Origin of the sequence: Rhodococcus coprophilus NBRC 100603, from assembly GCF_001895045.1 — a bacterium.
Taxonomy (GTDB): Bacteria; Actinomycetota; Actinomycetes; order Mycobacteriales; family Mycobacteriaceae; genus Rhodococcus; species Rhodococcus coprophilus.
This window is the reverse complement of sequence record NZ_BDAM01000005.1, coordinates 236,134-261,499: the sequence shown is the minus strand read 5'-3', so window position 1 is coordinate 261,499 and position 25,366 is coordinate 236,134. Positions and strand designations below refer to the sequence as shown.

General features: G+C 67.8%; 21 protein-coding genes. 11 read left to right on the top strand and 10 right to left on the bottom strand.

The window, feature by feature from the left end; genetic code table 11:
• Positions 1-47: 47 nt before the first annotated feature.
• On the bottom strand, positions 48-1,895 hold the full coding sequence (locus RDCOP1_RS09970) for a DEAD/DEAH box helicase (protein WP_072699956.1): 1,848 nt from the start codon (positions 1,893-1,895) through the stop codon (positions 48-50).
• Positions 1,896-2,001: 106 nt separating this feature from the next.
• On the opposite strand from RDCOP1_RS09970, the gene RDCOP1_RS09965 reads away from it, so the two are divergent.
• The 3 genes from RDCOP1_RS09965 (at position 2,002) to RDCOP1_RS09955 (ending at position 5,981) form a co-directional block, all read left to right on the top strand.
• Positions 2,002-3,312, top strand: a complete 1,311-nt coding sequence (locus RDCOP1_RS09965) for a TrpB-like pyridoxal phosphate-dependent enzyme (protein ID WP_072699954.1) — start codon at positions 2,002-2,004, stop codon at positions 3,310-3,312.
• Positions 3,313-3,365: 53 nt separating this feature from the next.
• A complete protein-coding gene (locus RDCOP1_RS09960) occupies positions 3,366-4,004 on the top strand; it encodes a phosphoribosyltransferase (RefSeq protein ID WP_072699951.1) in 639 nt (212 codons plus the stop codon).
• Positions 4,005-4,178: 174 nt separating this feature from the next.
• The gene (locus RDCOP1_RS09955; protein WP_072699949.1) at positions 4,179-5,981 is read left to right on the top strand and encodes an AMP-dependent synthetase/ligase; all 1,803 of its coding nucleotides are present in this window, start codon (positions 4,179-4,181) and stop codon (positions 5,979-5,981) included.
• A gap of 65 nt (positions 5,982-6,046) precedes the next feature.
• On the opposite strand, the gene RDCOP1_RS09950 is transcribed toward RDCOP1_RS09955, so the two are convergent.
• From RDCOP1_RS09950 to RDCOP1_RS09940, 3 genes are read right to left on the bottom strand one after another with little or no spacing between them, the layout of a single operon-like run.
• Positions 6,047-6,676, bottom strand: coding sequence for an alpha/beta hydrolase (locus RDCOP1_RS09950; protein ID WP_072700411.1), 630 nt, complete (start codon positions 6,674-6,676; stop codon positions 6,047-6,049).
• A 22-nt stretch (positions 6,677-6,698) separates the two neighbouring features.
• Positions 6,699-7,886: an amino acid deaminase/aldolase gene (locus RDCOP1_RS09945; RefSeq protein ID WP_072699947.1), complete on the bottom strand. Its 1,188-nt coding sequence runs from the start codon at positions 7,884-7,886 to the stop codon at positions 6,699-6,701.
• Positions 7,887-7,918: 32 nt separating this feature from the next.
• The gene (locus RDCOP1_RS09940) at positions 7,919-8,587 is read right to left on the bottom strand and encodes a TetR/AcrR family transcriptional regulator (protein ID WP_072699945.1); all 669 of its coding nucleotides are present in this window, start codon (positions 8,585-8,587) and stop codon (positions 7,919-7,921) included.
• A 76-nt stretch (positions 8,588-8,663) separates the two neighbouring features.
• Between RDCOP1_RS09940 and RDCOP1_RS09935 the strand changes: the two genes are divergently transcribed.
• Positions 8,664-9,971, top strand: a complete 1,308-nt coding sequence (locus RDCOP1_RS09935) for a D-arabinono-1,4-lactone oxidase (protein ID WP_072700409.1) — start codon at positions 8,664-8,666, stop codon at positions 9,969-9,971.
• Between the two features lie 12 nt (positions 9,972-9,983).
• On the opposite strand, the gene RDCOP1_RS09930 is transcribed toward RDCOP1_RS09935, so the two are convergent.
• From RDCOP1_RS09930 to RDCOP1_RS09915, 4 genes are all read right to left on the bottom strand, one after another.
• On the bottom strand, positions 9,984-10,961 hold the full coding sequence (locus RDCOP1_RS09930; protein ID WP_072699943.1) for an adenosine deaminase: 978 nt from the start codon (positions 10,959-10,961) through the stop codon (positions 9,984-9,986).
• 12 nt (positions 10,962-10,973) lie between these two features.
• Positions 10,974-11,735, bottom strand: a complete 762-nt coding sequence (locus tag RDCOP1_RS09925; protein WP_072700408.1) for a crotonase/enoyl-CoA hydratase family protein — start codon at positions 11,733-11,735, stop codon at positions 10,974-10,976.
• Between the two features lie 113 nt (positions 11,736-11,848).
• A complete protein-coding gene (locus RDCOP1_RS09920) occupies positions 11,849-12,907 on the bottom strand; it encodes a class I adenylate-forming enzyme family protein (RefSeq protein WP_072699941.1) in 1,059 nt (352 codons plus the stop codon).
• 94 nt (positions 12,908-13,001) lie between these two features.
• Positions 13,002-14,513, bottom strand: a complete 1,512-nt coding sequence (locus RDCOP1_RS09915) for an MFS transporter (RefSeq protein WP_072699939.1) — start codon at positions 14,511-14,513, stop codon at positions 13,002-13,004.
• Positions 14,514-14,551: 38 nt separating this feature from the next.
• On the opposite strand from RDCOP1_RS09915, the gene RDCOP1_RS09910 reads away from it, so the two are divergent.
• Both RDCOP1_RS09910 and RDCOP1_RS09905 read left to right on the top strand, forming a co-directional pair.
• Positions 14,552-15,244 carry a GNAT family N-acetyltransferase gene (locus RDCOP1_RS09910; RefSeq protein WP_072699938.1) on the top strand — a complete coding sequence of 231 codons (693 nt, stop codon included), beginning with the start codon at positions 14,552-14,554 and terminating at the stop codon, positions 15,242-15,244.
• Between the two features lie 37 nt (positions 15,245-15,281).
• Entirely contained in the window at positions 15,282-16,334 is a 1,053-nt protein-coding gene (locus RDCOP1_RS09905) for a glutathione S-transferase family protein (RefSeq protein WP_072699937.1), read from the top strand.
• Here the strand turns inward: RDCOP1_RS09905 and RDCOP1_RS09900 are convergent.
• Together RDCOP1_RS09900 and RDCOP1_RS09895 are read right to left on the bottom strand one after the other, a co-directional pair.
• Entirely contained in the window at positions 16,322-16,783 is a 462-nt protein-coding gene (locus tag RDCOP1_RS09900) for a VOC family protein (RefSeq protein WP_084722539.1), read from the bottom strand. The two genes, RDCOP1_RS09905 and RDCOP1_RS09900, sit on opposite strands and share 13 nt — an antisense overlap.
• Positions 16,784-16,809: 26 nt before the next feature.
• The gene (locus RDCOP1_RS09895; protein ID WP_084722561.1) at positions 16,810-17,514 is read right to left on the bottom strand and encodes an AraC family transcriptional regulator; all 705 of its coding nucleotides are present in this window, start codon (positions 17,512-17,514) and stop codon (positions 16,810-16,812) included.
• A gap of 178 nt (positions 17,515-17,692) precedes the next feature.
• Here RDCOP1_RS09895 and RDCOP1_RS09890 point away from each other — a divergent pair, with 178 nt between their 5' ends.
• The 5 genes from RDCOP1_RS09890 to RDCOP1_RS09865 all read left to right on the top strand — a co-directional run bounded on the left by RDCOP1_RS09890 (position 17,693) and on the right by RDCOP1_RS09865 (position 25,274).
• Positions 17,693-18,382 (top strand): hypothetical protein, encoded by a 690-nt coding sequence (locus RDCOP1_RS09890; protein ID WP_072699934.1) that lies wholly within the window; start codon positions 17,693-17,695, stop codon positions 18,380-18,382.
• 17 nt (positions 18,383-18,399) lie between these two features.
• Positions 18,400-19,188 carry an alpha/beta fold hydrolase gene (locus RDCOP1_RS09885; protein ID WP_231922978.1) on the top strand — a complete coding sequence of 263 codons (789 nt, stop codon included), beginning with the start codon at positions 18,400-18,402 and terminating at the stop codon, positions 19,186-19,188.
• Between the two features lie 93 nt (positions 19,189-19,281).
• Positions 19,282-20,598 carry an ABC transporter ATP-binding protein gene (locus RDCOP1_RS09875; RefSeq protein ID WP_084722538.1) on the top strand — a complete coding sequence of 439 codons (1,317 nt, stop codon included), beginning with the start codon at positions 19,282-19,284 and terminating at the stop codon, positions 20,596-20,598.
• Positions 20,595-21,374 (top strand): ABC transporter permease, encoded by a 780-nt coding sequence (locus tag RDCOP1_RS09870; RefSeq protein ID WP_072699931.1) that lies wholly within the window; start codon positions 20,595-20,597, stop codon positions 21,372-21,374. The genes RDCOP1_RS09875 and RDCOP1_RS09870 overlap by 4 nt, the downstream gene beginning before the upstream one ends.
• Before the next feature lie 48 nt (positions 21,375-21,422).
• Positions 21,423-25,274: an ABC transporter ATP-binding protein gene (locus tag RDCOP1_RS09865; protein ID WP_084722537.1), complete on the top strand. Its 3,852-nt coding sequence runs from the start codon at positions 21,423-21,425 to the stop codon at positions 25,272-25,274.
• The last annotated feature ends 92 nt before the right edge of the window (positions 25,275-25,366 follow it).

Below are 25,366 nucleotides of genomic sequence, written 5' to 3'. Positions count from 1 at the left end.
GAGGGCTGCCGGGGCATCTGTGTCGTTCAGCGTCGGGTCATCGACGGTCAGTCGCGACCGCGGAATCCGCCGCCGCCCTGCTCGCGACGGTCGCCGCGATCCTTGCGGTGGGTGAAGTCGCCGCTCCGGCGTTCTCCGCCCCCGCGACGGTCGCCGCCGCGGTCTCCACGGTCGTCGCGGCCACGGTAGTTGCTGCTCGGGCGGCCACCGGGGGCACCCGAATCCGGCTGAAGCTGGATGAGCACACCCGAGATCCGAGTGGCACGCAGCGCTTCGAGCGTCTGCGGCGACAGATCCTTGGGCAGTTCCACCAGGCTGTGGTCGGCGCGGATGCTGATGTGCCCGAAGTCACCGCGCCGGAGGCCACCCTCGTTGGCGATGGCTCCGACGATCGCACCCGGCTGCACACGGTGCCGCTTGCCCACGGAGATCCGGTAGGTGGTCAGCTCCTGGCCGTCGCGACCGACCTTCGGGCCTTCGTCGAATCGACGTGCCGGACGCTCGCGCTGCTCGCGCGGCTCGCGCCTCGGCTGTGCGACGGGCTCGGGCTCGACCTCCATGAGGAACGACTCGCCGTCGCGGGACATCACAGCGAGAGCTGCCGCGATGTCGGCGAGCGGCACGTCGTGCTCACGCTCGTAGTCCTCGATGAAGGTACGGAACAGCTGGAGGTTCTCGGACGCGAGCGCCTCGGTGATCGCGTCGTAGAACTTCGAGACACGCTGGGCGTTGACGTCGTCGACGCTGGGTAGCTGCATCTCGGCGACCGGCTGCCGGGTGGCCCGCTCGATCGACTTGAGCAGGTGCCGCTCACGCGGGGTCACGAACAGCAGCGCGTCGCCGGTACGGCCGGCGCGACCGGTACGGCCGATACGGTGCACGTACGACTCGGTGTCGTGCGGGATGTCGTAGTTGACCACGTGGCTGATGCGTTCGACGTCGAGGCCGCGCGCGGCGACGTCGGTCGCCACCAGGATGTCGAGCGCACCGCTCTTGAGCTGGCCGATGGTGCGCTCACGCTGCGCCTGGACGATGTCGCCGTTGATCGCGGCGGCGGAGAATCCGCGGGCACGCAGCTTCTCGGCGAGATCCTCCGTGGCCTGCTTCGTGCGGACGAAGATGATCATCGCTTCGAACGACTCGACCTCGAGGATCCGGGTCAGCGCGTCGAGCTTGCGCTGGTGGGACACCGAGACCCAGCGCTGGGTGGTGTTCGCGGAGGTCGTCGTCTTCGACTTGACGGTGATTTCCTGCGGGTTCTTCAGGTACTGCTTCGACAGGCGACGGATCGCGCCCGGCATGGTCGCCGAGAACAACGCGACCTGCTTGGTGTCAGGCGTGTCGGCGAGGATCCGCTCGACGTCCTCCTGGAAGCCCATCGTGAGCATCTCGTCGGCCTCGTCGAGGACGAGGTACTCGAGTTCCGAGATGTCGAGGGTTCCCTTGGCGAGGTGATCGATCACACGTCCGGGCGTACCGACGATGACCTGTGCGCCGCGGCGCAATCCTGCCAGCTGGACACCGTATGCCTGGCCGCCGTAGATGGGCAGCACATGGAGCCCGGGAATGTGCGTGGAGTACTTGCCGAAAGCTTCCGCGACCTGCAGCGCGAGCTCACGGGTGGGCGCAAGGATCAGCGCCTGCGGGCGCTTCTTCGTGGTGTCGATCCGGGAGAGGATCGGCACCGCGAACGCGGCCGTCTTGCCGGTGCCGGTCTGAGCGAGACCGACGACGTCCCGTCCCTCCAGCAGTGGGGGTATGGTCGCCGCCTGGATCGGCGACGGGGTCTCGTAGCCCACGTCCGAAAGGGCCTGCAGCACACGGGGGTCGATGTCGAGATCGGCAAACGTGATAGCTGCGGTCTCCTGATTTGGGGCGTCTTCGATTTCACTCATTTGACCAGCAGTTTATCGGATCGACGACCGCCACCGCGCCATACCCCTGCTATGAGAGTGCTTTCACCTCGTACCCAGGGAGTGTTCGCTCACACACCTGGGCACAATGATCACGCTTCACTCCACGACGAGAGGACCTGCTGTGCCGGACGCCCAGTCCATCCCCACCCACTGGTACAACATCGCCGGAGATCTGGACGTTGCGCCTCCGCCGCACCTGCACCCCGGCACCAGGGAGCCCGTCACGGCCGACGACCTCGCACCGCTGTTCGCCAGTGGCTTGATCGAGCAGGAGCTGTCCACCGAGACGGACATCGCGATCCCGGAGCCGGTGCGCGAGGCGTATGCGAGCTACCGCACCACTCCCCTGATTCGTGCGCGCTCGTTCGAGAAGGCACTGGGCACTCCGGCGCGCATCTACGTCAAGTACGAGGGTGTCAGCCCCGTCGGCAGCCACAAGGTCAACTCGGCCGTCGCCCAGGCGTACTACAACTCCCTCGACGGGGTGACCCGCCTGACCACCGAGACCGGTGCCGGGCAGTGGGGATCCGCGCTCGCGTTCGCGTGTGCCCGGTTCGGTATCGATCTCGAGGTGTGGCAGGTGCGGGCCTCGTACGACGCGAAACCGTACCGGCGCTTCCTGATCGAAACATACGGTGGCACAGTGCATGCGAGCCCGTCGGAACTGACCGAGGCAGGACGCGCGGTACTCGCCCGGGACCCGGGGACCCCGGGTTCGCTCGGCATCGCCGTCTCCGAGGCCGTCGAGGTCGCGGTGAAGGACCCACTGGCCCGCTACACGCTCGGCAGCGTGCTCAACCATGTGGTGTTGCACCAAACGGTGATCGGCCTGGAGGCGGTGGAGCAGCTCCGCGCAGCCGGCGAGGACAATGCCGACATCGTGTTCGGTTGCGCCGGAGGCGGTTCCAACCTAGCCGGGTTGGCCTTCCCCTTCATCCGCGAGGTTCTCCACGACCGTGCGAAGACGCGTGTCGTCGCCGCCGAACCGACGGCGTGCCCTTCGATCACGCAGGGCCGGTACCGGTACGACCACGGTGACATTGCCGGTCTGACTCCGCTGCTGAAGATGCACACCCTCGGGCAGGACTTCATTCCGGATCCGATCCATGCGGGCGGGCTCCGGTACCACGGCATGGCACCGCTGCTCAGCCACACCGTCGAACTCGGATACGTCGAAGGCAGGGCGGTCCGTCAAACCGACGCATTCGCCGCCGCGGTGGAGTTCGCCCGGAACGAGGGCATCGTGCCGGCACCCGAAGCGTCACACGCGATCGCCGCAGCCGCCGAGTACGCACGGGGACTCACCGAGCCCGAGGTGATCGTGATCGGCCTGTCCGGGCACGGACAGCTCGACCTGCCCGCTTACGACGCCTACCTCTCGGGCAAGCTCGTCTGATCGATGTGCTCCGGCGCGAGACGAACGCATGCCGCCAGGCCCATACTGGGTAGGTGCGGTACGCCTCGCGTGAGGACGCCGGGCGACGCGTCGCCCGGGCGGCGACACACCTGCGCGAAGTCCACGACCCCGTCGTGCTCGCCCTGCCGCGCGGCGGGATCCCCGTCGCGCGGGAACTCGCTCTCGCCCTCGACGCTCCCCTCGACGTGCTGGTGGTGCGCAAGCTCGGGGTGCCCTGGCATCCCGAGCTCGCGATGGGAGCCATCGCGGAGGGCGATTTCCGGGTGCTCAACGAGGACGTCGTGCGTGCGGGCCGGATCGGGGCCGATGCGATCGAGTCGGTCGAGAGGCGGGAGCGCACGGAACTCGCGCGACGCGCCCAGATGCTGCGCGCCGGGGCCGCGCGCGTCGATCTCTCGGGCCGCACGGCCGTGATCGTCGACGACGGCATGGCCACCGGGGCCACCGCCGCAGTCGCATGTACGGCCGCGCGGGCAGCCGGGGCCACAAGGGTGGTCGTGGCCGTGCCCGTCGCGTCTCCCGAGGCTGCCCGGCGGGTCGCGCCCGTGGCCGACGAGGTGCTGTGCCCGTGGATTCCGCGCGACACGAACAGCGTCGGTGCGGCGTACGACGACTTCCATCAGCTCGGGGACGACGAGGCCGTCCGGCTCCTCCACGACCCTCGGGTGTGATCTGCAACTCATTCGGTGTGTAGGATCGTAGCCATTACCCGGCAGTAGGTCGTGTAGCGCAGATCACGCTTACCGGACTGTAAATCCTTCGCAAATCGGACGGCCGGGTAATGCGAATTCAAATGAACTGTGATGCAATGCACACTGAATGTTCAAAAAGATGGAGGGGTCACAGTGAGTGAGATTGCCGTGCCGCAGTCGTTCTCGATACCGGAGAACGTCTCGATGGCCGATTCGGTGTTCCGGCACGAGAAGGAGTCCCCGGACTTCGTGGCGTTCGAGCGACCCGTCGACGGCAAGTGGGTGAAGGTCTCCGCACGAGAGTTCGCCGACCAGGTCCGCAGCGTCGCGAAGGGTCTGATTGCCTCGGGCATCGAACTCGGCGACCGTGTCGCGATCCTGTCGGGGACCCGCTACGAATGGGTCCTGCTCGACTACGCGATCTGGACCGCGGGCGGCGTCACGGTGGCAATCTACGAGACCTCCGCCGCCGACCAGTCGAAGTGGATTCTCGAGGACTCCGCCACGTCGCTTCTGGTGGTCGAGAAGGACGAGTACGCCGACGTCGTCCGCGAGGTCGCCGATGCCGCACCCGCCCTGCGCGAGATGCTCACGATCGAGCCCGGTTCCGGCGGCAAGAGCGCCGTGGACGAGCTCATCGCCCGCGGCACCGCGGTCACCGACGAGCAGGTCGAGGAACGCCGCGCGCAGGTCGTTGCGGAGTCCGGCGCCACGTTGATCTACACCTCGGGCACGACCGGACGGCCCAAGGGTGTGCTGCTCAAGCATCGTCACCTCTACGCCGAGGCGACCGCCTGCGCCATCGCCCTGCCCGAGAGCATGCAGGCGGGCCGTCGCACGCTGCTCTTCCTGCCGCTCGCCCACGTGTTCGCGCGCCTGATCTCGTTCTCGGCCTTCGACAGCCGGGTGACGGTCGCGCACACCTCGGACCTGACGACACTCCTCGACAAGTTCGCCGAATTCCAGCCCGACTTCATTCTGTCGGTGCCCCGGGTCTTCGAGAAGGTCTACAACTCGGCCAAGCAGAAGGCCTACGACGGCGGCAAGGGCAAGATCTTCGAGAAGGCCTCCGACGTCGCGATCCAGTACAGCCAGGCGCTCGAGACCGGTGGCCCGGGTCTGGGCCTGAAGATCAAGCATGCGGTCTTCGACCGCCTCGTCTACGGCAAGCTGCGTGCCGCTCTCGGCGGCAAGGCGACCATGGCGGTCGCCGGTGGTGCCGCACTCGGCGCACGTCTCGGTCACTTCTTCCGCGGAGTCGGCGTCAACGTGCTCGAGGGCTACGGGCTGACCGAGACCACGGGCGGCATCATCATGAACACCCCCGCCGCCCAGAAGATCGGCAGCGTCGGCAAGCCGTTCGACGGCTGTGCCGCGAAGATCGCCGAAGACGGCGAGCTTCTGCTCAAGGGCCCGCAGGTGTTCGAGGGTTACTGGCAGAACGACGAAGCCACCAAGGACGCGATCCGCGAGGGCTGGTTCCACACCGGCGACATCGGAGCGATCGACGAGAACGGTTTCGTGTCGATCACGGGTCGCAAGAAGGAACTCATCGTCACCGCGGGCGGCAAGAACGTCGCCCCGGCGATCCTCGAGGATTCGCTGCGCGCGCATCCGCTGATCAGCCAGGTGCTCGTCGTCGGCGACTCGAAGCCGTTCATCGGTGCGCTGATCACGATCGATCAGGACTCGCTCCCGGGCTGGCTCGAGCGCCACGACCTGCCCGCCGGCACTCCCGTCTCCGACCTGATCAAGAACGCGGACCTGATCGCCGAGATCGACTCGGCCGTCGCCGACACCAACAAGAAGGTGTCCAAGGCCGAAGCGATCAAGAAGTACCAGATCCTCGATACCGACTTCAGCATCGAGACAGGCGAATTGACGCCCACGCTCAAGCTGAAGCGGAACATCATCCACGCGAAGCACGAATCGGAGATCGCCTCGATCTACAACTGATCGGCCCCTCCGCGTAGTCCCGCGCACTGTGCCCCTCGCCGAGTCGGCGAGGGGCACAGTCGTTTCTACCTCCGCCGGCTTCCGGAGACCTCGAGGACGAACTCGGCGACGTCGTCCGTCACCCGGCGGTGGACCGGCTCGTGAAGCAGGTCGTGCCCGGCGTCCGCATACTCGCGCCACCGCATCGCGGGCACCGACCCGGCCCACGCCCGCACCGGTGCGACGGGTGCCAGCCGGTCGTCGACGCCGTGCACGGCGAGCACGGTCGACCCACCGGCGGTAAGCAGGTGCGCGGTCTCCGGAAGGGCAGCGCCCTGCGGCGTTCCGCACAACACGACCCCGCGGAACCGGACGTGATCGGACCGCAGCAACGTGAGCGACGCCGCCGCGCCGAGGGAATGCCCCATGAGCACCAGCGGCACTCCCCTCGTCTCGGCGATGCCCGTGAGTGTCGCGAGGTCCGCAGCGTGGTCGGCGGTCTTCCCGGGCTGCCCCGCAGGCCCCTCCGACAACCCGTGCCCGGCGAGGTCGATTCCCCACATCGCCACTCCGTGCGCCGCCAATCCTCGGGCGAACCGGTGGTAATGGCCGGTGTGCTGGCCCATCCCGTGGGCGAAGACCACGCCCGCGTGCGGCTCGTCGACCGGCCAGTGTCGCCAGTGGATTCGTCCGGCGATTCCCGGGAAGAACGGCATGTCGCGCATTCTCCCATCCGGGTCACCAGCAATGACCCTCGCCGCGGTAAGTGGGGACCTCCACGCGGGTGTCGCCGTCCACGACATACAACCGGTCGAATCGTTCACACAGTTCACCGGCCTTCGCATGCCGGAACCAGACCCTGCCGCCGATCGGGATGCCGCCGGCGGCGCGGCCCGCGACCGGCGTCTGTACTTCCCCCGTACCCTCGTTGCGCAGCAACTTCAGTCCGGCAGGCCGCACCGGACGAGGAACCCGTGACGCCGACGCCGGTCCCGACGCGATGTAGCCGCCGCCGAACAGGGTCGTGATCGTCGCCGAGGGCTTCCGTACTGCGGGCAGCGCAAAGAAGATCGACGGGTGAGCGGTGAAAGCACGGTAACCGTCGAACAGCGTGGGCATGTAGAGACCGGATCCGGCGGTGACCTCGGTGACGACCGGATCGGCGGAACTCACTTCCAGAGAACCGGTTCCGCCGCTGTTGACGATCTCCAGACCACCGGTCACCGATCGCACCGCGTCGACCACCTCGCCCCGCCGGGTCGCGAGTTCGGCCGCGGACACCCGCTTGACCCAGCGCACCGGCGCGGACGAATCGGGGAGACCGGCGATCTGGGCTTCGTAGAACATCACGCCGACCACGGCGAAGCCGGCGGACTCGGCGCTGCGTGCCAGCGTGGCCACCTGATCCGGGGTGCGCAACGGTGAACGTCGCACACCCAGATGTACCCTCCCGACACGCAGGGAGGCGTCCACATCCAGGCACACCCGGATCCGAATGTTCCCGGATCCCACCGCATTTCGTATCAGACTCAGGTGGTCGGCGGAATCCACCATCAAGGTGACGGATTCGAGCGCGGTGGGGCGGGCCCCCAACTCGGCGAGTGCACCGCGGTCGACCGTGGGGTAGCCGAGCAGCACGTCGCGTGCGCCTTGCTCGACCAGCCACAGGGCCTCGCGCAAGGAATACGCCATGATCCCGCGGAATCCGTCGCGGGCGGTCAGTGTCGACCCGAGAACCTCTTCGAGGATCGTGCGGCACCGCACCGACTTGCTCGCGACGCGGACGGGTGTGCCGCCCGCGCGCCGGAGAAGATCCTGCGCGTTCCCGCGCAGGGTCTGCAGATCGACTGCGGCGAACGGCGGATCGAGTTCGGCGGTGGCGGCGGCGAGTCGGTCGAGAGCAGCGTTGAGCAAGGCACATCCCATCCGGTTGGCGATCGGGAACGTAGGTGGGTCGGTCAGGGCCGTTCTGCGGCGCGCGAGGCGATGATCCCCGCCAGATTGTCGAGTTCGATCACCACCGCGTCGTTGTCCTGGTCGACGAGCCATCGCAGCACGAGTCCGTCGAGCAGCGCCAGCGCCAGTCTCGCGAGACTCGAGACAGGTTCGATCCACTCCGTGGCGGAGCGTTCGGCACACGCCACCAGGAAACCGCTCGCGTGCTCGTCCATCCGCTGATATTGGAGCGTTGCGATGTCGCCGCTCGCGACCTGACCGTCCACGCCGTTCGACGCGGAGGCCGCGCCGCGGTGCCGCAACGAGTACGCGGTGATCTCGTAGGTGAGCAACTGGCGTCCCGCCGTGAACTCGAGAGCAGGCCACATCGCGGTGAGACCCGCATGGAGCAGTTGCCGGAGCCCGATCAGGCCCTGCGTGTCGGGCCCGTCGTCGGGAAGGTCGAAGGCGGCGTTCATGGCCTCGCCGAGCTGGTCGATGAGCGTTTCCGCCATGGCCACGACGAGCGCTTCCTTGCTGTCGAAGCAGTAGTGCACGACGCCGAGCGAAACGCCCGCGTGCTCGGCGACGGCACGAACGGTCACCGCACCGACTCCTCCGCGCTCGGCCAGCGCGAGCGCGGACTCGACGAGTTGCGCCCGCCGTTCGTCCGCGGGCAACCGATTCAGCATGATTCGATCGTAGAACGCGGCGCCCGTCCGGTGGCGCTATTGACCTGGACGGTCGTCCAGGATCATGATGGTTCTCATGTCGACATGGCACAACTGGGCGCGAACCGAAGCGGCCTCACCTCGCCGCTTCGACACCCCGAGCACCGTCGACGACCTCGTCGCCGTCGTTGCCGGTGCCGCGCGGCGCGGTGACCGCGTCAAGGCGGTGGGCGCGGGCCATTCGTTCACAGGTGTCGCCGTCACCGACGGCACGATGATCTCGCTCGACGAGATGTCCGGGATCCTCTCGGCGGAGCCGACACCCACCGGCGCTCTCGTGACCGTCTACGCGGGCACCCGCCTGCGCGAGTTGAGCGCTCTACTGTGGGCGATGGGCCTGGCACTGCCCAACCTCGGCGACATCGACGTCCAGTCGATCGCAGGTGCCGTCTCGACCGGAACACACGGCACGGGAACACAATTCACCGGACTCGCGGCGTCCGTCCGGGCGTTGACGATGGTGCTCGCCGACGGAAGCGTCGCCGAATGCTCACCCGAGCACGACCCGGCACTGTTCGAAGCTGCCCGGCTCGGCCTCGGCGCACTGGGTGTCCTCGCCACCCTCACCCTCGAGTGCGTACCGGCGTTCCGTCTGCGCGCGCACGAAGCGCCGGCGTCGTTGAGCGAAACCCTCGCCGACGTCGAATCGGTGCGCACCGGCGTCGACCACTTCGAGTTCTACTGGTTCCCCCACACCGACGGAGTGCTGACCAAGCACAACACCAGGCTCGACGGGCCCGCACCGGTCCAGCCGGTGGGACGGATCAGAGGCCTGGTCGACGACGAACTCCTCTCCAACGGCCTGTTCTCGGCCTTTCAGCAGGTCGGCACCCGCGCCCCCGCCGCGATCCCCCCTCTCAACCGGGTGGCGTCACGCGCCCTGTCGGCCCGCACGTTCGTCGATCGCAGTTACCGGGTGTTCGCATCCAATCGCCGGGTCCGGTTCCGTGAAATGGAATATGCCGTTCCCGCCGAAACCCTGCCGGCAGTGATCCGCGAGATCGAGACCTGGCTCCGGGAAAGCGACACTCGGATCGGCTTTCCCGTCGAGGTCCGCTTCGCAGCACCGGACGACGTCTGGATGTCCACCGCGTACGGACGGGAAACGGCCTACGTCGCCGTGCACCAATATCACCGGCGCGAGCATCGCGCGTACTTCGAGGCGGTCGAGCAGATCATGCGTGCCGTCGACGGCCGCCCGCATTGGGGAAAACTGCACGAACGCACCGCCGACGACCTGCGGCCGACGTACCCTCGGTTCGACGATTTCCTGGCCGTGCGCGATCGGGTGGACCCGGGACGGATGTTCGCCAATCCGTATCTCGATCGGGTACTCGGCGTATGAACCGTCCTGCCCTCAGGTGAACGCTGCTCGAATCGAGTTGCGCGCCAGGGTGTTGCGCTCATCGACGGTCAGTCCCAGCTGGTCGTGCAGGGCGGCGAACACGTCGTCGACGTAGCCACCGAAGTAGGCCGGGTCGTCGGAGTTCACGCACACCGCCAGGCCCGCATCGAGCATTCGGCGCAACGGGTGGACGGCAAGCGAATCGACTACGCGCAGGCGCACATTCGACAACGGGCACGCGGTGAGGGGGATCTGCTCGTCGACGAGTCGCGCGACGAGGGCAGGATCTTCCAGCGACCGGATACCGTGATCGATGCGTTCGGCACCGAGGAGATCGAGGGCCTGCCACACGTATTCCGGAGGCCCTTCCTCGCCGGCATGCGCCGTGATGCGCAGACCTTCGGCGCGGGCACGCGCGAAAACGTCCTCGAAGAGCGACGGTGGGTACCCCACTTCCGCCGAATCGAGGCCGAGCCCGATGATCGGCGCCTGCAGGCGCAGCAGTTCGCCGAGAATCTCGTGGGCGTCCGGCACCGGATGGTCGCGGACGATCGATGCGATCATCGCCGCGTCCACACCGAACTCGCGGTGTGCGGCGGCGACCGCATCGGAAAGCCCCTCCACCACTTCCGTGAGCGGAACCCCACGCACCACATGTGCCTGCGGATCGAAGAAGAACTCGGCGCGGGTGACCCCGGCGCGGGCGGCGCGCGCGAGATAGGCGCGAGCGAGGTCGGAGAAGTCCTCCGCGGTGCGCAGCACGTCCATGTTCGCGTAGTACAGGTCGAGAAACGACTGCAGTTCGGTGAACTCGTACCTGGCGCGGAGTTCGTCGAGATCGCTGTGGGGGAAATCGATGTTGTTGCGTTCGGCCAGTTCGAGAATCAGTTCCGGCTCGAGTGTGCCCTCGATGTGCACATGCAACTCCGCCAAGCCGTGTTCCGGCGAGGCGGAGGCTCCCACCTCGCCGGAATCACCGCGTGGTGTCATGTTCCTCGCCTCCTAACGGCCCTGCCATACGGGTGCTCGCTTCTCCGCGAACGCGGTCGCACCCTCGCGCGCGTCCTCGGACACGAACACCGGTCCGGCCAGTTCCATCTGCTTCGCGAATGCCTCGTCCGACGACCAGTCCACCGACTTCGAGATGATCTCCTTGGTCACCGCCACTGCGAGCGGACCGTTCGCAGTGATGCGTTCGGCGAGTGCCAGCGCGCTCTCGAGCGCTTCGCCGGGCTCGGTCAGCGTGTTGACGAAGCCGAATCCGTGGGCTTCCTCCGCGGTGAAGGAGTCGCCGGTCAGTGCCAGTTCCATCGCCTTCTGGTACGGAATACGGGACGGCAGGCGCAGAAGTCCGCCACCCGCAGCGACCAGACCCCGCTTGACCTCGGGAATACCGAATTTGGCGTTCTTGGCCGCGACCACCAGGTCGGCCGAGAGGACCAGTTCGGTGCCGCCGGCAAGCGCGAAGCCTTCGACGGCGGCAATGAGCGGCTTGCGGGGCGGAGCCTCGGTGAAGCCGAGTCCCTTGCCGGGGATCGCGACGTTCTCGCCCGCGACGAAGGCTTTGAGGTCCATTCCCGCGCAGAAGTTCCCGCCGGCACCGGTCAGCACACCGACCGACAATCCGGCGTCCTCGTCGAGGGTGTCGACCGCGTCGGCGAGCCCCCGGCTGACCCCCGCGTTGACAGCGTTGCGCGCGTCGGGCCGGTTGATGGTGATGACGAGGACTCGGCCACGACGCTCGAGCAGAACTTCGTCGGACATGAACACATCCTTGCTGTTGTGGGGTTTCCGGGTCGTTGCCGCTCTCCGGCCGGAGAATTCGGCTACCGGGTGTATACCCGACCTCCGCTCGTGTGGCAGTTCCTTCGTCCCGGTCAGCCCACTCGCACTGCCACCGGGTACACGAACCCGTCGTCGTCGATGTAGACCTGGTCGCCGGTGCGGAACCAGCCCGCATCGGAGAACGTGTCGGCCGTTGCCACCGGATCGTTCCAGTAGCGCCTCGCGACACTGGGGCCTCTGCACAGCAACTCACCGACGCCGGTTTCCGCACCCGGCCCCAGCAGCGCGACCTCGATTCCACCGAACGGGACCCCCACGCTGCGCGGATGCTGTTTCCGGCACTCCGACGGCAACAACAGTCCGATTCCGCCGGTCTCGGCCACACCCCATCCGCGGACGCAATGCGCGGACGGGAAGGACGCGCGCGGATGCCGCCACGGCACCCTGATACCGCGCGATCCCGACGCGACGACCGTGCCGCCGAACGCCAGGGTGGGCAGCAACTGCACACTGCATCCCACCGCCGTCGACAGTGGCGCGGTGATGACCGTGCGAGCGCTCTCGCCCGCCAGGTTCATCGCGTGCGCGACGGCTTCGATGGTCGAGAGCACGTTGGTGTTGGTCAGTTCGACGCCGTGCATGCCGCCACCCCACCTGCGCACGTAGTACAGCAGGGCGAGTTCGTCGGGCGATGCTCCGCCGTCGAGGAATGCGAGGCCGTCGGGCAGGGTGTCCTGCAGGCAGAGCACGGCACCGCTGTCGGAGACGATCCAGTCCAGTTCGGTATCGCTGCACGTCGGATCGGGCAGAACGGGAACGGCACCGGCCAGGACGACGCCGAGAAAGCCTCTCAGCCACTCGAAACCGTTGCAGTAGTGCACGACGACACGATCGGCCGGTCCGACACCTTGGTCGAGCAGTCCTCCCGCCACCCGCGCCGCGGCCGCCCACAACTCGCGATAGGTCACGGTGCGGCCCGAACGATCAATGGCTGCAACATTGTTCGAGAATCGAAGCGCACTGCGATCGAGAAGTTCTGCCAGGCACGGCTCCAGTCCTTCGTACTGCAGGATGCCGCCGGACCGGCGCGTGACACGCTCGTCCCTCAACCACCCGGCCCCAGCGGGAATCTCCACCACCGCCAATGACATGCCACCTCCCACGGCTGTGCGTGGTTGAAACTATATGGCGTGCGTCACACTCGGGGGGCGTGAACGACAAAGCAGCGAAGAACGCCTCCGCGGGTCAGAGTGCAGCGCTTTCCGAGGCCCTCGCGCGGGCGGCCTCGCGGCTTCTGATCTGGCTTCGCGGACGTTCGAACGCCAGCGACGCAACAAGGCCGACCAGCAGAACCGACATCGGCAGCCACATGGACTGCGACATCGCGGTGGCGAATTGTTCGCGCAGGAAAATCGGTAGTTCGACGGCATCCGTTCCGGAGGATCCACCGCTGCCCAGCCCGTTCGCCGACAATCGTGCGGCCATCAGCGATCCCAGTGCCGCGCTCCCGAGTACCGCACCGATCTGCCGCGTCGTGTTGTAGACGCCCGATCCCGCACCGGCGAGGTCCCGTGACAGGTGGTTGGTGGCCGTCGCGGACAGCGGCGACCAGATCGCCGCGCTCGCGATGCCCATCAGACCGATGGGTAGCAGCAACTGCAGGCTTGAAGCCTCCGGAGTCATGACCAGCGCCAGCCACGCGAAAGCGATAGCCAGGAGGAAGAACCCGGCGGACGCGATGACCCTGGGATGCACCCGGTCCACGAGGCGACCCACCCCCGGTGCGAGGACACCGCTGAGCACCGCCATCGGAATCATGAGCACCGCGGCGCCGGTCGGGCTCAGTCCCCGGACCGCTTGCGCGTAGAACATGAACGGCAGCATCACCGACGTGATCGCGAATCCGATCGACGCGATCCCCACGTTCGCCAGACAGAAGTTCCGGTCGCGGAACAGGACCAGGGGTACGAGTGGCTCACCCCGGGTGACCGCTTGATACCTCACGAACGCGACCAGCAACACGACACCCGCGCCGATGAGCAACCACACCCGCGTGGACCAGTGGTACGAGTTGGCTTCCTGGATGCCGAACACCAGGCAGAACAGGCCCAGCCCGCTGAGAACCACACCGGTGATATCGAGCCGGTGAGCGTGGGTGGGAAGAACGGGGACATACCGGACTGCCAGAAGGAAGGCCACGACGCCGACGGGCACGTTCACGAAGAAGATCCATTCCCAGCCGAGGGTGTCGACCAGGACACCACCGGCGAGCGGACCGGCCAGCGTCGCGATCCCCGCGACCGCACCCCACAGCCCCATCGCGCTGCCCCGCCGATCCGGGGGGAAGATCCGCGTTATCACGGTCATCGTCTGCGGCGACATCATCGCCGCGCCGAATCCCTGGAAGACCCGCGCCACGATGAGCATCTCGACCGTCGACGACATGCCGCACCACAACGACGCACCGGTGAAGACGACCAGGCCGATCAAGTACATCCGTCTGGGCCCGACCCGATCGCCCATGCGACCGCTGACCAGCAAGGGCACCGCGTAGGCGAGCAGATAGGCGCTCGTCACCCAGACGACGCTGTCTATGTCGGTGTCGAACGCGTGCATGATCGCCGGGTTCGCGACCGCAACGATGGTGCTGTCGACAAGGATCATGAAGAACCCCAGGCACAACGCGGCCAACGCTGCCCACTGGCCGCCGGTCGCCTCCTCCGGTGGCGCTGCGGACCCCTCGGTAACACCGCTCACGAAAACCCCTCCGCTCCTCGAAGGTCTACGGTAGCCCGGTGGACCCGCACCTCTCGAGCATCGCGACACTGGCATGGTGCCGTGCGCTCGGACTTGCCGACGACGCACTCACCACCCCGGGCCTGGTGTGGCGCGTGGACGCGACGACCCGGACCCTTCGCATCCTGCGTGTGGGGGACGCCGTGGCGGTTGTGGGGCCCGAAATGGCGGTGTCGGCGATCGCCGGCCTCCCACCCGAGCACATCGACGAATCGTCGATAGGCAGCGTGACCGGCGGGCACGCGGTCCGCATCGAGAAGCTGGGGTTGTGTGCCGACTGGGTCGACGCGACTCGCGTACGCGATCCGCTGATCTCCCACGAGACCGAGGACCTCGCCGAGTTGTTGCGGCACTGCCCGCCCGACGACGTCACAGAAACCGACCTGTCCCTCGCACAGCCGGCACGCTCGTTCGTCCTGCTCGGACCCGATCGCCACCCGCTGGCCGGAGCCGGTTACCGCGAGTTGCATTCGCTGCTCGCGGATGTGCGAGTGATCTCCACACCCGAGCATCGGCGGCTGGGTCTCGCCGCCACGGTGACGACACTTGCGACGCACGACGCGCTCGACGCGGGGCTGATTCCCATGTCGCGCGTGCGCCGCGACAATCTCGCCGCTCGCGGGCTCGCCGCGGTGTCGGGGTACACCGAATGGGGAACCCAGATGACCGTGCGACTCCCCGCCGGCCCGTGACCCGGTGCCGGCCCGAAACAGAAGCGAAGGTGCACCCGTGACCGACCACCCCGGATCAGAGAACAAGACCGGCGGCACCTACGTCGAGCCCGGTTCGGGCTTCACCCGTGACACCCGGTACATCGACACCCGCATCACCGCCGACGGCCGCGACGGTTACCCCGTCGAGGCAGGGCGCTACCGGCTCGTGGCGGCGCGGGCCTGCCCGTGGGCGAACCGCACCATGATCGTGCGGCGGCTTCTGGGGCTCGAAGACGCATTGTCGCTCGGGTTGTGCGGGCCCACCCACGACGAGCGGAGCTGGACCTTCGATCTCGACCCGGGCGGCGTCGACCCTGTCCTCCAGATCCCGCGGCTGCAGGACGCGTTTTTTGCCCGGTATCCCGGATACGACCGGGGCATCACCGTTCCCGCGATCGTCGACATCCCGACCGGCGCGGTCGTCACCAACGACTACGCGCAGATGACGCTGGACTTCTCCACCGAGTGGACGGATTACCACCGCCCGGGAGCACCCGACCTGTATCCGGAGAAGCTGCGCGGCGAAATCGACGAAGTGGCCGAAGCGGTGTACCGAGATGTGAACAACGGCGTGTACCGATGCGGGTTCGCAGGCTCGCAGGCGTCGTACGACCAGTCGTTCGACCGGTTGTTCGCGCGTCTCGATCAGCTCGAGGAACGGTTGGGTACCCGCCGTTATCTCGTGGGGGACTCGATCACCGAGGCCGACGTCCGGCTGTTCACCACGCTCGTTCGCTTCGACCCGGTCTACCACGGCCATTTCAAGTGCAACCGGAATCCGCTCACGGCGTTCCCGGCGCTGTGGGGTTACGCCCGGGACCTGTTCCAGACGCCCGGTTTCGGCGACACCGTCGACTTCGTGCAGATCAAGCAGCACTACTACCTGGTGCACACCGACGTGAATCCCAGCCGGATCGTGCCGAAGGGCCCCGACCTGTCGAACTGGCTGAGCCCGCACGGCAGGGAAATGCTGGGCGGGCGGCCCTTCGGCGACGGCACGCCACCGCCGCCGCCGCGTGCGGCCGAGATCGTGCCTCCCGGCCACACGCCGCTCCGTCAGCCGGCGTAACCGTGACCGCGGTAGGTGCCGATGCTGAAGAACACCCCGTGCGGATCGCGGCAGGTGAACCCGTGAGACCCGTAATCCTCGTCGCGTAGTTCGACGGTGATGGTCGCCCCGGCGTCGACGACCTTGCGGTACAGGTCGTCGGCGACGGAGTCCTCGGGCACCACGAGATACACCGAGCCGTCGTCGGCTTGCTTCTGTCGCAGCGGGCTGTCCGGTTTGGAGGACCCGAGCATGAGTCCGCCGCCGTACGGCCAGGCCAGTTCCGCATGATCGACCCGTTCACCTTCCCCGTACACGGCACTCTCGGAGAATCCGAGGGTGTCGACGAGGAAGCGGATCGCCGCGCGGGCGTCGCTGTAGATCAGGCACGGCCACACGCCTGGGGCCTGTCCGAGGGAGTCGCTTCCGGTGGTTGTCCGAGTTGCTGTGGTTTCCGATGTGTTTGTCATGGAGCAAAGTCTCCGCGTGCGCGCACTCAATCGTCTTGGACGATTGGGAACACTTCTTCGGCCAGCCAGCGCGACGGCGGTACACCCGCGAGGTCGCGCCAGTCCCGGGCCATATGCGCCTGGTCGTAGTACCCGCACAAGGCCGCGACGTCGGCGAGGCGGTGCGGGCCCGCCGTACGCAACAGGGTTCGTGAGCGGTGGAAACGCGCGACCCGCGCGACCTCTTTCGGCGCGAGTCCGAATTCCGCCACGAACCGTCCGGTGAGATGCCTTCGGCTCCAGCCGAGTTCGTCGGCCACGGCCCGCACCGGATGCCCGGGTTCGGACACCAGCATCCGCCACGCGTGAGAGAGCCTGCTTTCGATTTCCACGTCCCCGCTCATGACGAGGCGCCTTGCCAGAACACGGTCGAGGATGGCGAATCGCTCCGGCCAGGTCGGCGCGGCATCGAGACCGTCGCTCAGTTCCCGGTAATCCACGCCGAGCACGTCCTCGAGATCGACAGCCCACGAGCCCAGGGCGGATGCGGGTACGCCGAGCAGCGCCCGTGCACCCGAGGGCGTGAGCGACAACTGGATTCCGTGCTGAAATCCGGTGTGCGCGATGATCACGGGTTCGGACGACAAACCGCTGGCGAGCGCGTCGAATCTGTCCGGCGGACGCCCCTCGGTGTGGATCAGGGCGACCGGCTCACCGAAAGTGATGATTACTGTGACATCGGGTGACGGCATTCCGCGATGGATCCCGGGAGGGAAGCCGGCGAGCCGATATCCTTCGTAACGACGCACGAACGGTCTCAGCAGCGGCTCCGGCCACTGCCGAGCGCCTTCGGAAACCCCGACTGCACCAAGCGAGCTGGTCACGCACTCAAGCGTAGACAGCTCCCGCAGAAAAGAGGACAGAAGCCGAATGAAGGACACGACGGGGCCGGCCGAGAAGTTGCTCGTCAGAGTGCTCGACAACGGCAGCAGGCTGCAGGGACCCGCGGTGGCGAAGTACGTCGATCTCCTGCGTCGCGCGCATCCGGACGAATCCCCCGCGCAGATCGTCACGCGTCTGGAGAAGCAGTTCCTTCTCGGAGTCACGGGCAGCGGCTCCGCCGTGGGTGCGACCGCCGCGTTCCCCGGCGTGGGAACCGTCGCGGCGATCGGCGCGGTGGGCGCGGAAGCAATCTTCTTCCTGGAAGCGTCGGCGCTCCTGACCCTCGCGATCGCTGCGGTTCACGGCATCGAACCCCACGACCACCAACAACGCCGCGCACTGGTGCTGGCCGTCGCACTCGGCGACGCCGGCAAGGAGATCGTCGCCGCAGCCACCGGCACCTCGCTGAAGAACTGGCCGAAGGCCCTCACCGGCCAGATCGACAACAAGCAGCTCAAGCTGGTGAACAACTCGCTCGTGAAGCGATTCGTTCGTAAGTACTTCGCCAAGCGGAGTGCACTGGTCCTGGGCAAGCTCGTCCCCGCGGGAATCGGTGCGGCGATCGGCGGCGCGGGCAATCGTGCGATCGGAAAACGAACCATCGCAAACGCACGGGACGCCTTCGGCCCGCCGCCCACGACATGGTCCGAACTCCGGACGGTACCCCCGGCGGCCTGACAGTGGAGACTCCCTCGTTGTACGTCCGCGAAATCGGCTCGGGGCCGCGCACCGTGGTGCTGTTGCACGGGTTCTCCGATCACGGGGGGACCTGGTGCAAGGTCGAACCTGCGCTCGCCGAGCAACACCGCATCCTGGTGGTGGATCTTCCGGGGTTCGGGCGCAGCTCGCACCACTGGACGGCACCGGTGCTCGATCACTACGTGGACGTACTCGACGACCTCCTCGCCGATATCCCCGAACCGGTGTCGTTCGTCGGCAATTCCCTCGGCGCCGTCACGTCGCTGTTGTTCGCGTCGACCCATCCGTCGCGCGTGGATCGGGTGGTGCTCGCGGACATGCCCGGCATGACGGGAATCCCCCGGCTGTGGACGCGGGGAGCCCAGGTGCCGACCGCGATCTCTCGCGCACTGGCTCTCCCCGTTCCGGCGCCGGTGATGCAGCGCGCGATCGGCGCCCTCTACGCCAGGGCCGCGATGCACCGCCCGGAGCGCATGGACAGTGCGGTGCGGGCGGCCTTCAGCGCCAATTTCGCGACGCGGAAGCAGATCGACACCATGCTTGCCGTGGGCCGCAGGGCCATCGGAGAACTGGGCCGCCTGCCGATTCCCGCAATGGTGCACGCTCTGGACATGCCGGCGTTGCTGATCTGGGGCGCGCACGATCGGCTCACTCCGGCTCACGCCGCGCGCCGTGTCGCGGTCGGCAGCAAGCGACGCGTCGTGGTGATCCCCGATGCGGGGCACTGTCCCCAACTCGATGCGCCGAGTGAGTTCCTCGCCGCGGTCCTGCCGTTTCTCGAGTGAAACCGAGACACTGATCCGCCGCGGTCCTGCACGTAAGCTCACGAAGGCTCGTGGCGCGGTGCCGCGGGACCGAGACGAAGGGGGTCGCCGCCGGTGACAACACCGTCAGCGCACACGCCGTACGGCGGTGCCGGATTCGGTGGGCAGCAGCCCGCAGGGATCGTCGTGCAGGGACTGACCAAGACGTTCGGGACCCACACCGCGGTGACCGACCTGAGTTTCACGGTTCCGCCCGGTTCGATCACCGCTTTCCTCGGCCCCAACGGTTCCGGCAAGACGACCACACTGGGCATGGTCCTCGGTCTCATCCGCCCGACCTCCGGCGTCTCCTACGTCGACGGTGTGCGGTTCACCGACCTGGAACACCCGGCACAAGTCGTGGGTGCGGTGCTCGACGCACGCAGCGCGCACCCGAAACACACGGCGACGACGCATCTTCGCGTGTACTGCGCAGCGATCGGGGTTCCGGATACCCGCGCTGCCCAGATGCTCGACCTCGTCGGACTGACGCCGGCCGCGAAGCGCCGCATCGGCGAGTTCTCCCTGGGTATGAGGCAGCGTCTCGCGCTCGCGACAGCCCTGCTGGGCCAGCCCCGTTATCTGGTGCTCGACGAACCTGCCAACGGTCTCGACCCCGAAGGCATGGCGTGGCTACGCGACTTCCTCGTCGCCTACGCCCGCAACGGCGGGACCGTCCTGATCTCGAGCCACATCCTGCGCGAGGTCGAGCAGATGGCCGATCACCTGGTAATCATCAGCGACGGAAGACTGGTCGCCGCGAACAGCATGGAAGAGCTGCGTGCGGCGTACCGGCCACGGGTGCTGGTGGCAGCGTCGGATCCGGCCCGGCTCGCCACGGCCCTCGCCGCGGCAGGACACACCGATGCGCAGGTGCAGGCCGACGGTCGCCTGGCCGTCGTGGGCGTGGACGCGGAGGGGATCAGCGCGGTAGCGGCGGACAGTGGCGTCACACTCTTCGGCACGACCGTCGAAAGCGTCGACCTCGAGCAGGTGTACCTGTCGATGACCGCGGGTCGCTACGCGGCCGCACCGCCCGGGCCCGGTGGTCCTTGGAGCGGTCCTGGCTGGGGTCCGGGCGGGCAGCCGCCCGGGCAGTATCCGCCCCAGCCGCACTACGCGGGAGCCCAGCCGTATCCCGGCCCCCAGCAGTACCCGGGACCCCAGCCGTACCCGGGACCCCAGCCGTACCCAGGAACCCAGCAGTACCCAGGAACCCAGCAGTACCCAGGAACCCAGCAGTACCCAGGACCCCAGCAGTACCCAGGGCCCCAGCAGCAACAGGCGGGACCCCGGCAATACACCGGGCCGCAACAGCAGCAGTACCCCCCGCAGCCGTACTACGGCCCGCCGCAGCAACAGTCGACCGGATCCGAAGGGCCCTCAGCATGACCGCGCTCCTGACCGCCGAGTTCCGCAAGGTGCTGAGCTTGCGTTACTGGTGGATTCTCGGCATCGCTCCGCTGCTCGTCGGCCTGTTCTGCGGAGCCTTGACCTTGCCGGTGATGCGGCAACTCGAGGACGTCCTCGGGGAGGACTTCGCAGAAGCGGCCGCAGCCGCGGTCGGAATCTCGCTGGCCCTGGCCCTGGTGTTCCTGTTCTCCGCGTTGTTCGGAGTCGTCAACACCGGCAGCGAATTCCAGTACCGCACCGTTATCGCAACGTTCCTCACCACCCGGGGACGCGACCGGGTCCTGGCGACGAAACTGGTGGTCGCCACGATCTTCGGCTTGGCGTACTGCCTCGTCGCGGAGGTCGTCTCCGCTCTGACCATCCTGATGTTCGGTGGCGGCTTCAGCGGTGCCGACTTCGGAACCGTGGGTGCGGTCCTCGCCACCGGTCTGCTCTGCGCCGCCCTGTGGGCCCTGATCGGCGCCGGTCTGGGACTACTGACCGGGTCGATGACGGGAAGTGTCCTCGCGATCTGCGCCTGGATCCCGTTCGGAGAACTCGTCGTGTCGCTGGTCCTGCACGGGGTCGGGCTCGGCACGGTCGCGCAGTACCTGCCCGGGCAGGTCACCTGGTACACGCTGTTCTCGGTGGTGGAGATGCCCGACGACGTCGAACTGGCCGTGCGGTGGCCGCTCGCGCCGCTCGTCCTCATCTTCTGGACCGTGCTGATCTGCGGGCTCGGCTGGTGGCGGACCCGTTCGCGAGACTTCGTCTGACCCCCTGCGCGATCACCGGTGTCACCGGACGGCGATAGTGTCGATCGAATGGCACATGTCACCGCATCGGAGTCGCCGGCGGCGGGCTGGATCCGCCGGCTCGGCGGCGAGGCCCTGCGTCATCGCAACGAAGCATTCGGTGCTCTCGCGGTCACCGTCGTCGCGGCACTGATCGATATCGCCTTTCCGCTGCTGACGAAGATCGCGCTCGACACCGCCACCGGACAGGGCGACGTCGCCCCGGACGACACCCGTCTGATCGGATTGGCCGCGGGCGCGATCGCCGTCGGTGCATTCGTCCGGTTCGCATGTCAATACGGCCGGCGCATGCTGGCCGGGAAGCTGTCGCTCAACGTCCAGCACGACCTGCGGCTGCGTCTGCTCGGATCGTTGCAGCGGCTCGACGGTCACGGCCAGGACCGGATCCGCACCGGCCAGGTGGTGTCGCGGTCGATCACAGACCTGCAACTCGTCCAGGGTCTCCTCGCGCTCGTGCCGATGTCTGCGGGTGCGTTGCTGCAGTTCGCCCTCACGATCGTCATCATGATCGCGCTGTCGCCCGTCCTGACGCTCGTCGCGGTGGTGACGGTGCCGCTCATCGTGGTGGTGGTCCGCATCGTGCGTCCGAAGCTGTTCGCTGCCACGTGGTCGGCGCAGCAACGCGCCGCCGATCTCGCCCAGCATGTCGAGGAAACCGTCACCGGGGTCCGCGTGGTCAAGGGGTTCGGGCAGGAAAGCCGCGCGGTGGACCAGCTCGAGAGCCACGGCCGCCGGTTGTACGCCGAGCGGTTGCGGGCGGCCCGCGTGAACTCTCGATTCGCCGCACCGATGGGTGCCATCCCCCAGCTCGGACTGGTGGCGACCATCGCGCTGGGTGGATGGCTGGCGCTCGAGGGCACCGTCACCGTGGGCACGTTCGTGGCGTTCACCGCCTATGTGGCCACGATGACCGCGACGACGCGCACCCTCGCGCAGGTGCTGATCATGGCGCAACTCTCCCGCGCCGCGGTCGAGCGCGTCTACGAGGTGATCGACACCGAACCCGATGTCGCGGATCCTCCGCATCCGGTGTCGCTGCCCGACGGTCCTCTGGGGCTCGCCTTCCGCGACGTCACCTTCGGATTCGAACCGGGTCGCGACATCCTCCGCGGCGTGGACCTCGAACTCTCGCCCGGTGAAACCGTCGCGATCGTCGGCCCCGCCGGATCCGGGAAGACAGCCATGTCGCTGCTCGTGCCGCGGTTCTACTCGCCCCACACCGGCTCGGTGTGCCTGACTTCCGGAGGCGTCGACTTCGACGTCGCATCCCTGCGCGCCGAGCAGTTGCGCGCGGCGGTGAGCCCGGTCTTCGACGAACCGTTCCTGTTCTCCGACACGGTCGCGTCGAACATCGCGCTCGGCCGCCCGGACGCCACCGACGATGAGATCCGCGCGGCCGCGGCCGCGGCCCGGGCAGACGAGTTCATCGAGGCTCTTCCCGACGGCTACGACACCGTCGTCGGCGAACGGGGACTGACGCTGTCGGGCGGACAACGCCAGCGAGTCGCGCTCGCGCGTGCCCTGCTCGTCGACCCGCGTGTGCTGATCCTCGACGACGCGACCTCGGCGGTGGACGCCGAAACAGAAGGCGCGATCTACGCGGCGCTCCGGGCACAACCGCTGCGCACCACGCTCGTGCTCGCCCACCGCCGATCCACGCTGGCGCTGGCCGACCGTGTCGCCGTTCTCGACGGCGGACGGATCGTGGACGTCGGTACCGCCGAAGAACTCGACGCGCGCAGTCCCGTCTTCCGCCGGCTGCTGTCGGGCAACGACATGCTCGACGAAGACCGGCCCGACGAGTCGAACACGCTCGACACCGGCGACCTGTGGCCCGAAGGGTTCGAAGCCGCCGGGGCGACGAGTGCCGGACCCCACCCCCCTGCTCCACGTGGCCCGGGTGGCCCGGGTGGTCCCGGTGGCGGCGGGCCTGCGGGCGGGGCGCTCGGCGCGATCGCGCCGACACCGGAGTTGCAGGCAGCGGTCGCCGCACTTCCACCGGCCACCGAGACGCCGGGTGACGCACCGGCGTTGCAGTCCGCCGCGCTGCGCCGGCCCGACCCAAAGTTCCGCTTGTGGACCACCCTCCAGCCGGTGCGACTGTTGCTCGCCGCTGTGGCGCTGTGCCTGACGGTCGAATCGCTCGCCGGGATCGCGTTCCCGTCGATCGTCCGGTTCGCCATCGATCGCGGCGTGACCCCCGGCAACACCCGGGCACTGTGGGAGGCCACGTTCGCGGGTGTCGTCCTCGCGCTCGTCGGCTGGGCGGCGGTGGCGATCCTGACGGTTCTGACCGCCCGTGCCGGTGAACGGGTCCTGTTCGGGCTGCGGGTACGCAGTTACGCGCACCTGCAGCGACTCGGCCTCGACTACTACGAGCGTGAACTGTCGGGCCGGATCATGACGCGGATGACGACGGACGTCGATGCGCTGTCGCAGTTCATCCAGACCGGCCTGTCGACTGCGGTGGTCAGCGTGCTGACGCTGACGGGCATCTCGGTCGCCTTGATCGTCACCGACGGGTCGCTGGCACTGGTGGTCCTGGCGGCCATCCCGATCCTGGTTGCAGTGACGTTCTGGTTCAGGTCGGTGTCGCGCGATGCGTACGCCCAATCCCGCGAACGCATCTCGCAGGTCAACGCGATGTTCCAGGAGAACGTGACGGGCTTGCGGGCCGCTCAGGCGTATCGCCGCGAGGAAAACGCCGCACGGTTGTTCGCCGAACGTGCCGACTCCTACCGGCGCAGCCGCATGCGATCGCAACGCGCGATCTCGCTGTACTTCCCGTTCATCTCCCTGCTGTCCGACCTCGCGCTGGCGGCAGTCGTGTTCGTGGGCGCGCGGGAAGTCGCGTCGGGTTCGGCCACCCCGGGCGTGCTCGTCGCCTTCGTCCTCTATCTGAATCTGCTGTTCGCCCCGATCCAGCAGTTGTCCCAGGTGTTCGACGGCTATCAGCAGGCGCGCGTCGGCCTCCGCCGGATCGGTGATCTGCTCCGCACCGAGAGTTCCCTCGAATCCGGCCCGACGGGTGACCTGCCCATCCCGGGCCGACTGCGCGGGGACGTCGGACTCCGCGAGGTGGGCTTCCGCTACAGCGGTGCCGACTCCGACGCACTCGCCGACGTGGATCTCGACATTCCCGCGGGCGCCACCGTGGCTCTCGTCGGCCGGACGGGCGCCGGGAAATCGACGATCGTCAAATTGCTGGCACGCTTCTACGACCCCACGTCGGGGTCGGTGCGGGTGGACGGCACCGACCTGCGGCAGTACCGCCTCCCGGACTATCGCGCGCGGCTGGGTGTCGTGCCCCAGGAGGCGCACCTGTTCACGGGGACGGTCGCGAGCAACATCGCGTACGGGCGACCCGAGTCGAGCCGGTCGCGTATCGAGGATGCGGCACGGGTGGTGGGTGCCCTGGACATGATCGCCGGGCTCAGCGGCGGTATGCACCACCCCGTCGGCGAGCGAGGCCAGGGACTGTCCGCGGGTCAGCGACAGCTCATCGCGCTCGCACGCGCCGAACTCGTCGATCCCGACTTGTTGCTGCTCGACGAGGCGACCGCGACGCTCGATCCCGCCACCGAGCGCGCGGTGCTCGACGCCGGCGCGACAGTCACCCGATCGAGAACCGCGGTCATCGTCGCGCATCGACTGGCAACAGCGGCTCGCGCCGACCTGATCGTGGTCGTCGACGGCGGGCGGATCGTGGAAACCGGACGCCACGAGACGTTGCGACAGTCCGGCGGTCTGTACAGCACATTGTGGCAACTTGCCTCCGGCGCGCTCGTCCCCGAGACCGCGGACGACGCGGCCGTGTCACCTGCCACCGCGAGGATCACACGTGAGTCCTCGCATTTGTAACGGGGCCCGTGCTGCGGCGATGCACGATTGAGGGAATAATCGGCGGTCGAGAACCGTCGTCGATGGTGACCCCGTCGACTCAGATTGTGAGG

Coding starts and splice junctions, on each gene's coding strand:
- RDCOP1_RS09970 (WP_072699956.1), bottom strand. CDS start 1,895: ATGAGTGAAATCGAAGACGCCCCAAATCAGGAGACCGCAGCTATCACG.
- RDCOP1_RS09965 (WP_072699954.1), top strand. CDS start 2,002: ATGATCACGCTTCACTCCACGACGAGAGGACCTGCTGTGCCGGACGCC.
- RDCOP1_RS09950 (WP_072700411.1), bottom strand. CDS start 6,676: ATGCCGTTCTTCCCGGGAATCGCCGGACGAATCCACTGGCGACACTGG.
- RDCOP1_RS09945 (WP_072699947.1), bottom strand. CDS start 7,886: ATGGGATGTGCCTTGCTCAACGCTGCTCTCGACCGACTCGCCGCCGCC.
- RDCOP1_RS09940 (WP_072699945.1), bottom strand. CDS start 8,587: ATGCTGAATCGGTTGCCCGCGGACGAACGGCGGGCGCAACTCGTCGAG.
- RDCOP1_RS09935 (WP_072700409.1), top strand. CDS start 8,664: ATGTCGACATGGCACAACTGGGCGCGAACCGAAGCGGCCTCACCTCGC.
- RDCOP1_RS09930 (WP_072699943.1), bottom strand. CDS start 10,961: ATGACACCACGCGGTGATTCCGGCGAGGTGGGAGCCTCCGCCTCGCCG.
- RDCOP1_RS09925 (WP_072700408.1), bottom strand. CDS start 11,735: ATGTCCGACGAAGTTCTGCTCGAGCGTCGTGGCCGAGTCCTCGTCATC.
- RDCOP1_RS09920 (WP_072699941.1), bottom strand. CDS start 12,907: ATGTCATTGGCGGTGGTGGAGATTCCCGCTGGGGCCGGGTGGTTGAGG.
- RDCOP1_RS09900 (WP_084722539.1), bottom strand. CDS start 16,783: ATGACAAACACATCGGAAACCACAGCAACTCGGACAACCACCGGAAGC.
- RDCOP1_RS09895 (WP_084722561.1), bottom strand. CDS start 17,514: ATGCCGTCACCCGATGTCACAGTAATCATCACTTTCGGTGAGCCGGTC.
- RDCOP1_RS09890 (WP_072699934.1), top strand. CDS start 17,693: ATGAAGGACACGACGGGGCCGGCCGAGAAGTTGCTCGTCAGAGTGCTC.
- RDCOP1_RS09870 (WP_072699931.1), top strand. CDS start 20,595: ATGACCGCGCTCCTGACCGCCGAGTTCCGCAAGGTGCTGAGCTTGCGT.
- RDCOP1_RS09865 (WP_084722537.1), top strand. CDS start 21,423: ATGGCACATGTCACCGCATCGGAGTCGCCGGCGGCGGGCTGGATCCGC.